The sequence below is a fragment of the Streptomyces sp. NPDC051243 genome (genome assembly GCF_044455405.1).
Taxonomy (GTDB): Bacteria; Actinomycetota; Actinomycetes; order Streptomycetales; family Streptomycetaceae; genus Streptomyces.
The window spans coordinates 400,624-410,324 of sequence record NZ_JBITES010000001.1; the positions used below are offsets into that span (position 1 = coordinate 400,624).

A 9,701-nucleotide genomic window follows, 5' to 3' on the forward strand; every position below is an offset into this window, starting at 1 on the left:
CGCTGTACGTGGCGGACGACGGAAACGACACCCTCGGGCCTGGCCGAGTACCACCACCCTCACTTCGGACGCCGGCTTGCCGCCACCACCGCGTGGTCACTGCGACGCGTCGTCCTGGCCGACGAGCTTTTCGAAGAAGAACTCGTGCTTGAGGAACGACACGTCGTACTCGTGCCCCGGATACGGCGGGATCAGCTGAGCCGCCTGGATCAGGCGCCAGCCGTCATACAGGGCTGCCACTCCCGTCTCGTAGGGAGGCTCGTCGCTGTCGCCCGTGGTGGGGGACGTGCGACCGGTGCCGTCATAGAGGGACCAGCCCACGACCGGGGAGTCCAGGGCCGACGTGGCCAGGTACAGCACCAGCACCTGCTGGCGGACCGTGGAAGCGGTCGTTGTCGGGGCGGGGGTGGTCGTGGTCACGCGGAAACCTCCTGCGGTCGGTTGGAGACGCGGGTGACCCAGTGGTCGAGGTCGAAGGTCTCGTCGCCGGTCAGCGCCCGCCACATCAGGACGCGGTTGTAGAGCTCCAGGCGGCCGGTCGCGTGCTCATACCAGGGAAAGCCGGTGTTCAACTCCTGCGCCACACGCGGGTCCGACAGGTCCGAGGTGTCCCACAGCCGCCGCTGCCGTACCGTCGGATTGAAGCGGATCTTGAACATGTAGCGGCGGATGCCGCTGTCGTTGCGCCGGCCGCCGTGCCAGAGGCCGTGGTGCAGAAACACCACGGTGCCCGCCGGGCAGACCAGTCGGCTCTGGCCGCGCAGGTTCTGGTACCGGCCGGTGTCGCTCTCGTTCGTACGCCGCAGATGGCTGCCGGGCACACTGAGCGTGCCGCCCATCTCCAGCGTCACCTCCTGCGGGTAGTACATGAGCTGCACGTCGAACGCATCGGTCCGTACGTCGATGATGGCGTCCCCGTGCAGCGGCTGTGCCGCGCCCTCGTGCGGCTCCCGGACGTGCACGAAGTGATGGTCCACGTTCGGATCGGGTCCGACGAGACTGCGCAACGCGCCTGCCACCTCGGGCACTTCCACGAGGCGCCGCATGAAGGATCCCTCGGGATAGGCGTCGAGGACCGGCGTGCCGTACGGCACCGGCGGGATGCCGGCCTGGAAGGCCTGCATGGCCTCGGCGTTCATCTCCGCGGGCACCACGGCATCCATGCGCAGCGAGCCGTGGGCGACGAAGTGCGCCATCTGTACCGAGCTGAGCAAGTGCTCTCCGATTGTCGTCATGTCCGCCACGGTAGGGAGCGCACCGCCCCGGGCGCGTGGCCCCGACTCACCCACTACTGGTAGTTTTTCACCATGCGTGAGGTCATGGTCTGCCTGGACGAGCCGCCCGTCGTGGCAAACGTCGGTGTCGGCATCCATGGCTCGGCCGGGCACACCGACGTCTTCCGCCTGCCCGATCTGTGGCAGCTGCACCTGTACCGGTACGAGGCCGACCTCACCGTCGACGGCACGCCCCACACCATCCGCCCCGGTCGGATCAGCCTCGTTCCGCCCGCCACGACCGTCCGGTACCGCTATCGAGGCCGCTCCGAGCACCTCTACGCCCACCTGCGCCTGCCCACAGGCGGCGAACCCCGCTCGGTGCCCGTCATGCAGGACGCGGGCCCGGAACTGCCCGCCCTGTCCGCCCTGATGCTCCAGGCCGTCGCCGCCTGGCCGAGCACCCCGGTGCGGGCGGCGGCCGAGGTCTGGGCCGCCCTGTGGCGAGTCGCCCATCTCACCGCGCCCGCTCCGCAGGAGGCCCGCAGCGGCCCGCATCCGGCCGTCACCGCCGCGATCTCCCACATCGAGTCCCGCCTCGCCGACCCTCTGACCGTCCCCGGTGTGGCCCGCTCCGCCGGGGTCTCCCACAACCACCTCACCCGGCTGTTCCGCGCCGCCACCGGCGACACGGTCGTCGCCTACATCCGGCAGCGCCGCCTGGAACGCGCCCGCCACCTGCTGCGCGAGTCCACCCTCTCCGTCTCCGCGATCGCCGCCATGGTCGGCATTCCCGACCTCCAGGCATTCAACAAGGCCTGCCGCCGGGAACTCGGAGCTTCGCCCCGGGCCGTGCGCGGTGCACAGCGTTCTCCCGGGTTCGAGGACGGATAGCGGGACCCTGCCGCAGCCACAGCCGGCGTGATGCAGAGGCATCTCCGAGGCGGGCGCGTCCCCTCGACCCGGCAGCGAAGTGCGGTCGAGCGACCTGTTCACAAGACTTAGTCGCGTAGGATGCCGTCATGGCTCATGTATCCGCGGCAGAGCGCCGCCCTCAGTTGATCAAGGCGGCCATCGACCTGATGACCAGGGAGGGCGTCGCCGCCGGCAGCACCCGCGCCATCGCCGCAGAGCTGGGTGTGGCCCAGGCGACCGTGCACTACACCTTCGGCACGAAGGAAGAGCTGTACCGGGCCGTGATGGAGCAGCTCACCCAGGACCTGGTCGCCCAGGTGGAGCAGGCCGCGCCCACGGACGCGACCTTCGAGGACACGATCACCACGCTCGCCGAGGCACTGTGGCGCACCGTGCTCGAACAGCCCGCGTCGTACCAGCTCCTCACGGAACTGTCCATGTTCGCGCTGCGCACACCCCATCTCCAGGAGGCTCTGCACAGCCACCACCGCGACATCTCGGCCGTGACGACGAAGCTGATCAACGAGGCCGCCGAACGCACCGGCCACCAACTCGGCCAGCCCGCCGAGACGATCGCGAGATTCTTCCTCGCGGGCTTCGACGGACTGACGATGCAGCACCTCTCAGTGCCGGACGAGGAAGCCGAAAAGGCATGCCTGCGTGCCTTGGTCTCGGCCGTTCTGGCCATGGCCTGAGACTGCCCTTCGGATGGCGTCGAGGGCACGGGCGGACTCGTCCGGAGCGATCCCGACGGGAAACATGACGGCACCCCGCCGGGTGGCAGGTACATGGACGTACGGCGGCTCCTCGAACCGGTGAGCCGTGGACGTCCGACAGCCTCGCGGCCGGCTACCGCACCGCCTACGGCGACTTCGTCCAGAAGCGGCGCACGCGCTACGGGGCCGACACGACCATCGTGGCGGTCGGCGCCGGCCCGTACGCCGGCCATGTCCAGCAGGTGGTCAAGGCACGCAATGATGCCGGCGACAGCCGGTCCGCTACTGGTTCCTCGACGACTCGGGCCTGGACTTCCTCGGCTGCGACTGGCACTACTCGGCCCACGACGACCGACTCATCGCCGACCGGCTCCTCGTTCATCGCCGGCCTGCCGACGGGCTGGTGACGGCGCGGGCCACCCAGGAACACCTCGCGACGCTGACCTGAGGTTCTCCTCCACGGCAGCAGCGCTCCACTCGGCCTCGGACTCGTCGTCCGGGGCCGTTTGACCTGAGCGAATGGGCACCAGGCCGTCGGTCCCGGCGCCCTGGGTGATCTTGACGTGTTGCCGTCCGAAACACGCTGCGCGCCTCGCCGGAGTCACCACCGCGCTCTGTCCTGAAGGCCTGGGTGCCGCCTCCCCGGCAACCAGGCACGCGTGTTCACAGGCCTGTGAGGGTGGTGGCGATCTCCCCTGAGCACCCCAACGAACAGCAGGCGGCGCGGACGTCACCGCCGCCGCTGGACCGCCACCGGTCTGCCGCTCGGCGTGCCCGCCGTCCTCGTGCCGTATCTCCACACCGCCAACCAGCAGTGGAAGCTGAAGCCCACCAGGGACGGCAGACTCCGCAAACCTTGCCGACGGAAATTGTCGTTCGAGGTCCGGCGGCAAGGTGCGCGTTCGGGAATCGCTCCGGCGTTCGCCTCTACGCGCGGACGAGTGCACCGCCGGTCGCCCCTACTGCGGCTAGATGCTTGATCCGCCCCCGGAGGTGTTGCTCCACCAGGCGCTGTAGGCGTTCAGCGAGTACCGCTTCTGCACGCCGCTCGTCGAGGTGATCTCAAGGCCGAACTGCATCGTGTCGAAGGTGGTGTTGCGCAGGAGGTTCTGCGACGCGGCCCATCGCCAGACCGCCGAGGCGTCGATGGTGCCGCTGTTGCTCTGCTGGGCGGGGATGAGCTGCAGGACGTTCCAGCCGGGGTCGGCCTGCCAGACCGACGCGTACCGGACGCCGCCGATGGTCACGTTGGACGCGATCTGCCTTCCCCAGCCGCCTGCCGTCCCCCCGGACCAGCTGGTGAAGACCATGATCTCGTCCTGGTTGCCGGTCGACCAGAGGTCGCTCGTCCAGTTCCAGTGGTCACCGCCGGCGACGGGCGCCGACGACGTGTTGTACCAGAAGCCCGCCGAGTTCAGCTGCGAGAGCGGCGTCTGGGGCCGGACCGAGGTGTTCGGGTAGGTCTTGATCCCGCCGCCGGAGTGGTTGGCATCGACGTACCAGGACTTGATGCTGTTGACGGTCAGGCACTGCGGGCCGTGGTTGTCGCCCCAGATGTTGTTGTAGATCGTCCAGGTGCCCTGGGTGTACTGACCCCACCGGTCGCAGGTGGAGTACACCTGGGCCTGCGCCGGAGACGCGAAGCTCAGTAACCCGGCGATCACGGCGACGATCAGGGCCAGCCGACCGAGCCCGGCCGACTTGCTGCTTATGGATTTACGGGCTTGCCATCTCATGTGTCCCTCCAAGGACGGCGATGGGTTGTTCCGGACCCCCCGGTCTGGTGGCGGACTCCGGCGCCGCGAGGTGTCGCTCGCCGGCGAGTCCGGGCGCGGGACGGTGCGACTCAGCTCCGTCCGAGGTGCTGGCGCCTTCGCTTCGTCGAAGCGCTTGCGTCTGCGGACAGTAATGATGGGGCGTCTGGTCAGCAAGACTCTGCACAGGAGGACACATTTCTTTCACCTCCGGACTGCTGTACTGCGGATTTCGGACTGCCATGTCGAAGCGCTTCGACCAGATCAACCGCGCCCGCCATCCGGCCTTCGGAACCGCTACTGGCCCTGCTCAGCCGGGCTGCCCGCCCCGGCAAGGTTTCCGCTTCCTCCAGCAGCGACACTGTGGAGCCGACGGGAGCCAGCTCGCCGTCGGGGAAGTCGTACCGGTCGATGAGGGGTCCAGTCGGAACATGGGCACATGATGGTGGCCGCTGCGGGGCCGGTGGCCGGTCGGACGGGCGGACCGGCCACCGGCCACCGGCCGGCCACCCCGCCACCGGCCACCGGCCCCGGCCACCGGCCCAGAAGCATCCGGTGCCTGTCAGAGGTCGGTCCTCGACGCCTCGGAACGAAGCAAGGTGTTGAGGTTGGCCATGGAAGTGCGCATGCCGGCACGCATCGCGGGTTGCTGTATGCAGTCGAGGAGGAGGCCCAGCGGACCGAGGCCGATGGCGTACTCGACCTGATAGAGCATCTCCGTCACCTCCCGGCCGTCGGCGCTGTGGACCGGGCGGAACTCGAAGGTGTTGGTGACGTCCTGGAGCGGGGCGAAGCCGGTGCCGATGTCGACGCGGCGCTTGAAGGGCTCGATCTCCCGGACGGTCCAGACCGACTCGGTCTTCAACGGGCCGAGGGTGCGGTTGCGCTCGGAGTAGGTCTTGCCGACAACGGCGACGCCGTGGTGGTCGGTGACCTCGATGGCGCCGGCGACCCACTCGGCGTACCGGTCGGTGCGGGCGATGACGTCCCAGACCCGCCCGAGGGGGGCGTCGATGACGGCGGTCTCGGCGACGACGAAACGGTTCATGGCAGGGCTCCCTTGCTTGTCGGTGCTTCTTGCACTCAGATCTGGTGGAGGAGTTCGGTGGCGGTGTGGCGGCCGGAGCGGACCGCGCCGTCCATGTAGCCGTTCCAGTAGGGGGAGAACTCGGCGCCCGCCCAGTGCACGCGGCCGTGGGGGCGGCCCATCCACTGGCCGAAGTCGCTGAGCACACCGGGGGCAGCGACGGAGGTGGGGCCGCCCTGGGTCCACTGCTCGGCGGTCCAGTCCTGCTCGACGTAGTCGACGGTGTCGAAGGCGCGGTCCCCGACGACCTGGGCGAAGCAGCGCAGGACGGCGCCGCGGCGCTCGGCGGCCGGACGGTGGGCCCACTTGCGCCATTCCCTGCCGCCGAGGAAGCCCATGAGCACGCCCGGTCCGCCGTCGGGCGGGGTGTTGTCGAACATCTCGCGGATGGGGCTGCCGCCGCGCAGCAGACCCATGCCGGACAGGCCGTCCTCCCGCCAGAACGGCTTGTCGTACACAGCCACGCACTTCATGAGCGTGCCGAACGGCAGCCGCTGGAAGAGCTGGTCCTGCTGCGCCGGAAGCAGCGGGTCCCACAGGATCCGCGAGGCCACCAGCGGCGGTACGGCGACGATCACCCGGTCGGCCCGCCAGTCGCCGGCGTCGGAGACCACGGTGACACCGGTGGAGTCCTGGCTGACGCGTCGCACCGGCGCCGACAGCTGGACCCGGCCGTCGAGTTCCTCGGCCAGCCGCTGCGCGACCAGCTGCGAGCCGCCGACGAACCGGCTGTCCTGGGCGCCGCCGGTGGTGCCGGTGCCGCGCTCCATGGTGCCGGGGTGCGTCTCGTTGCCGAACGTCGAGACGTACCAGAGGCTGAACAGCGCGGACGCGTCGCGCGCCTCGCCGCCGTAGGCGGAGTTCAGGAACATGTTGATCATGTCGACGGCGTCGCCGGTGATCTCGGCCTTGCGCAGCCAGGTCTCGTAGGTCATGCCGTCCAGTTCGCGGGCGTTCGGGGCCTGCCAGGGGGCGGCCGGGTTCACCTTGGCCGCGGCCTGGCCGATGCGGGCCAGGGCGATGCCCATGTCCGGCAGCGCGAACAGGTCCGGCGGGGTGTGCCCGGTGAACCGCTTGGCCTTGCCCTCGTGCACGTAGACGGTCTCGCCGGGGACGGCGGCCTGATAGGTGTCCACGCCGACCTCCTTGGCCAGCGCCAGGATGTGGTCCTGGGTGGGGCCGACGAACTGCCCGCCGATCTCGGTGACCTGGCCGTCGCCGAGGTGATGGTTGAGCAGTCGGCCTCCGACCCGGTCGCGGGCCTCCAGCACGGCCACCGACTTGCCCGCCGCCACCAGCTCCCGTGCCGCGGTCAGACCGGCGAGTCCCGCGCCGATCACCACTACGTCCGCCCTGCGGGCCTGGTGTGACGTGGCGGTGCCCGTGTCCTGCGTGCTGCTCATGATCACTCCTTGTCATGGGGTGTCCCGGCGCTGCGGAAGTGCCCCGCGGGGAAAGCGGCACAGGCCCGTGACCTGGCTCTTCCGGGGGGTGGTGCGCTCCGGTGGCCACCACCATACAGACGACATGGTCAACTGACAATGTCGGAGGTTCCAGTTAGTCGATTTGATCGTATGACTTGAGCGAATGATAAAGTCGGTGCTCGAAGTTCCGTCGTTGGTCCCGCCCCCGCGACGAGACGTCCGGAAATTCCCTTACCGACCTTGGGAGTTCGTCATGGCTGTCCTGCTCCATCGGCTGGGCCGCAGCGCCTACCGTCATCGCAAGCTCGTGCTCGGTATCTGGCTCGTCGTCCTCGCCGCTCTCGTCACGTGCGTCGGCGTCTTCGGCGGCAAGCTCGACGACCGCTTCACCGTTCCGGGGACCGAGTCTCAGCGCGCGCTGGACACGCTCGGCAAGACGCTGCCCAAAGCCTCCGGGGTGAACGCCCAGATCGTCTTCACCGCGCCCGAGGGCAGCCGGGTCACCGACGCCCGCTTCACCGCGGCCATCACCGGAGCCGAGACGGCGGCTTCCAAAGCGCCCCAGGTCAGCGCCGTCATGGGCCCGGGCGTCACCGGCGCCGTCTCGGCCGACCGGAGCACCGCGATCGTGCAGGTGCAGTACTCCGTGCAGCGGGCCGAGGTACGCGCCTCGTCCCTGGATGCCATAGAGCGGGCCGCCGAGGTCGCCGAGAAGAACGGACTGAAGACCTCCGTCGGCGGCAGCGTCTACGGCAGCAACGGCGTGCACATAGGCCCGTCCGAGATCATCGGCGTCGCCGTCGCCGTGCTCGTCCTCGTCGTCACCTTCGGCTCCCTGCTCGCCGCAGGCATGTCGCTGCTGCCGGCCCTGCTCGGTGTGGCCGTGGGACTCGCCGGGCTGCTCGCCCTCGCTCCGGCGGTCAGCATCTCCTCCACCGCCGTCACGCTCGCGCTGATGCTGGGGCTGGCCGTGGGCATCGACTACGTCCTGTTCATCCTGTCGCGCCACCGCCAGCAGCTCGCCCGCGGCACCGATCCGCAGGAATCCGTGGCGCTGGCCACCGGCACGGCCGGCAGCGCGGTCGTCTTCGCCGGCAGCACCGTGATCATCGCCCTGGCCGCACTCAGCGTCATCGGCATCCCGTTCCTGACCGTGATGGGCCTCGGTGCCGCCGGAGCCGTCCTCGTCGCCGTCCTGGCCGCGATCACCCTGGTCCCGGCCCTCGCCGGATTCGCCGGCACCCGGCTGACCCCGAAGCCCGGCAGCAAGGCGGCCCAGCGGGCCACCGACCCGGACGGATCCGCCGGACAGTCCACCTTGGGCGCCCGCTGGGTGAAGTTCGCCGTCGCCAAGCCCCTGCTCACCGTCCTGGCCGTCGCGGGCGTCCTCCTCGCGCTCGCCCTTCCGGCCGCCGACCTGCGCCTGGCCCTGCCGGACAACGCGTCGGCCCCGGTCGGCTCCACCGAGCGCAAGGCCTACGACACGATCGGCGACAAGTTCGGCCCCGGCTTCAACGGTCCACTCCTGGTGCTGACCGAGACCGACGACGGGTCCGGTGCGCAGGCGGGCTCCGAGGTCGCCCGAAAGCTGCGGGACCTCAAGGGTGTCAAGGCGGTGCTGCCGGCGGTCCCCACGCACGACTCGGCGCAGACCGTCATCCAGGTCGTCCCCGAGACCGGACCCGACAGCGTCCGCACCGACCGGCTCGTCCGCGACATCCGTGCCGTGGCCCCGCAACTGCGCGAAAGCAGCGGAGCGAGGGTCGCCGTCACCGGCACCACCGCCGTCAACATCGATGTCTCCAACCGCCTCAGCGACTCCCTGCTGCCGTTCATGGCGATCGTCATCGGCCTCAGTCTGATCCTGCTGACCATGGTGTTCCGCTCGCTGGTCGTCCCCCTGAAGGCCGCCGTCGGATTCCTGCTCTCGGTCGTCGCCTCGCTCGGCATGGTCGTCGCCCTGTTCCAGTGGGGCTGGCTGGCCGACACCCTCGGCCTGGCCCACACCGGCCCCGTCGTCAGCTTCCTGCCGATCATCCTGATCGGCGTGCTCTTCGGACTCGCCATGGACTACGAGGTCTTCCTCGTCTCCGGGATGCGCGAGGAATGGGTCCACACCGGTGAGGCCCGCCGCTCGGTGACCGACGGCGCGCGGCACAGCGTACGAGTCGTCACCGCGGCCGCCCTGATCATGTTCACCGTCTTCGCCGGGTTCTTCCCGCTCGACGACGCCCTGATCAAGCCCATCGCCTTCGCGCTCGCCGTCGGCGTCGCCATCGACGCCTTCGCAGTCCGCCTGACGCTCGTCCCGGCGGTCCTCGCCCTCGCCGGACGGCACGCCTGGTGGCTCCCCGCCTGGCTCAACCGCGTCCTGCCCGATCTCGACGTCGAGGGCACACGCCTCCAGAAGGCCCCGGCGGTGGAGCACAAGGAGCCCGAGCGAGTCTCCTGAACCGGGTGGGGGGGGGGGGGGGGGGGGGGGGGGGGGGGGGGGGGGGGGGGGTCGGGGGGGGGGGGGGGCGGGGGGGTGGACTCGCTGCGGCTGGTGGAGACGGGGGCGATGCTGATGCTCTCGGCGTTTCTGGTCTCCA

Annotated in this window: 8 protein-coding genes; 3 read left to right on the top strand and 5 right to left on the bottom strand. The window is 70.0% G+C overall.

What is annotated here, in order from left to right; all coding sequences use genetic code 11:
* Positions 1-96: 96 nt before the first annotated feature.
* Both ACIBAG_RS01795 and ACIBAG_RS01800 read right to left on the bottom strand, forming a co-directional pair.
* Positions 97-420, bottom strand: a complete 324-nt coding sequence (locus ACIBAG_RS01795) for a hypothetical protein (RefSeq protein ID WP_399099791.1) — start codon at positions 418-420, stop codon at positions 97-99.
* Entirely contained in the window at positions 417-1,235 is an 819-nt protein-coding gene (locus ACIBAG_RS01800; protein WP_399099793.1) for a phytanoyl-CoA dioxygenase family protein, read from the bottom strand. The genes ACIBAG_RS01795 and ACIBAG_RS01800 overlap by 4 nt, the downstream gene beginning before the upstream one ends.
* A gap of 72 nt (positions 1,236-1,307) precedes the next feature.
* Between ACIBAG_RS01800 and ACIBAG_RS01805 the strand changes: the two genes are divergently transcribed.
* Together ACIBAG_RS01805 and ACIBAG_RS01810 are read left to right on the top strand one after the other, a co-directional pair.
* Positions 1,308-2,108: a helix-turn-helix domain-containing protein gene (locus ACIBAG_RS01805; RefSeq protein ID WP_399099795.1), complete on the top strand. Its 801-nt coding sequence runs from the start codon at positions 1,308-1,310 to the stop codon at positions 2,106-2,108.
* 128 nt (positions 2,109-2,236) lie between these two features.
* On the top strand, positions 2,237-2,824 hold the full coding sequence (locus ACIBAG_RS01810) for a TetR/AcrR family transcriptional regulator (RefSeq protein ID WP_399099797.1): 588 nt from the start codon (positions 2,237-2,239) through the stop codon (positions 2,822-2,824).
* A gap of 989 nt (positions 2,825-3,813) precedes the next feature.
* Here ACIBAG_RS01810 and ACIBAG_RS01815 read toward each other — a convergent pair.
* From ACIBAG_RS01815 to ACIBAG_RS01825, 3 genes are all read right to left on the bottom strand, one after another.
* Entirely contained in the window at positions 3,814-4,581 is a 768-nt protein-coding gene (locus ACIBAG_RS01815; protein ID WP_399099798.1) for a hypothetical protein, read from the bottom strand.
* Between the two features lie 580 nt (positions 4,582-5,161).
* A complete protein-coding gene (locus tag ACIBAG_RS01820; RefSeq protein ID WP_399099800.1) occupies positions 5,162-5,647 on the bottom strand; it encodes an SRPBCC domain-containing protein in 486 nt (161 codons plus the stop codon).
* Positions 5,648-5,682: 35 nt separating this feature from the next.
* Positions 5,683-7,089 carry a flavin monoamine oxidase family protein gene (locus tag ACIBAG_RS01825; protein ID WP_399099802.1) on the bottom strand — a complete coding sequence of 469 codons (1,407 nt, stop codon included), beginning with the start codon at positions 7,087-7,089 and terminating at the stop codon, positions 5,683-5,685.
* Positions 7,090-7,363: 274 nt separating this feature from the next.
* Between ACIBAG_RS01825 and ACIBAG_RS01830 the strand changes: the two genes are divergently transcribed.
* Positions 7,364-9,562, top strand: a complete 2,199-nt coding sequence (locus tag ACIBAG_RS01830) for an MMPL family transporter (RefSeq protein WP_399099804.1) — start codon at positions 7,364-7,366, stop codon at positions 9,560-9,562.
* Positions 9,563-9,701 lie beyond the last annotated feature (139 nt).